Genomic DNA, 546 nt, shown 5'->3' with positions numbered 1-546 from the left:
GGATTATTCTGCTGATGAGAATCTGCGTTTTGCGTGTCGTTCGGAACAGGAAGACAGGCGACGCTTCAGGCTTCCTGCTGGTGGTTTAGAATACGTTCCAGAGGTTAAGGAAGCGAAGGAATCACGCGGAGAGATTTTTGATGCAGGACCGTCTGAGAATGGGTGTGAGTCATCTTCTCGGATAGGTTTTTATGAGCTTCTTCGTCGCAACAGTGGGAACAAGGTTGATGTGTTTAAACATCTTGAACGCATTGGCAGGGATGAGGCCATAAGGCTTCAATCTGATCGCATTGCTGACAGGCTTGAAGGGCTGGGGATTCCGTCTAGGCGTAAGAAGCAGGATGGCACCTTTTTCAAGGTGGGTTTGCTGTCTGGATTAGCTAAGCAGATGGATGAACAGTTTAGGCATATCATGTTCATTCCTGCTGTTGCTGTTGCTGAGCGTCGCCAGTTGAGGAATGAGCTGACCTATTGGATTGATAACATTCTCCCGAATAAGGGGAAGTATCTGCGGTACATGGTTATCACCTGCGGTGAGAACGTCCG

The 546-nt window shown here is 48.5% G+C and carries 1 protein-coding gene; it reads left to right on the top strand.

Going from position 1 to position 546, the window contains the following annotated elements; translation table 11 throughout:
- Positions 1–546 (top strand): hypothetical protein (locus KP705_RS21745; RefSeq protein WP_215765052.1); only part of this gene is annotated, 546 nt, incomplete at both ends.

This window comes from Gluconobacter sp. P1D12_c (assembly GCF_018812105.1).
GTDB classification, from domain to species: Bacteria; Pseudomonadota; Alphaproteobacteria; order Acetobacterales; family Acetobacteraceae; genus Gluconobacter; species Gluconobacter oxydans_A.
The sequence above is the reverse complement of the archived record's forward strand: the minus strand, read 5'-3'. Positions and strand labels throughout refer to the sequence as shown.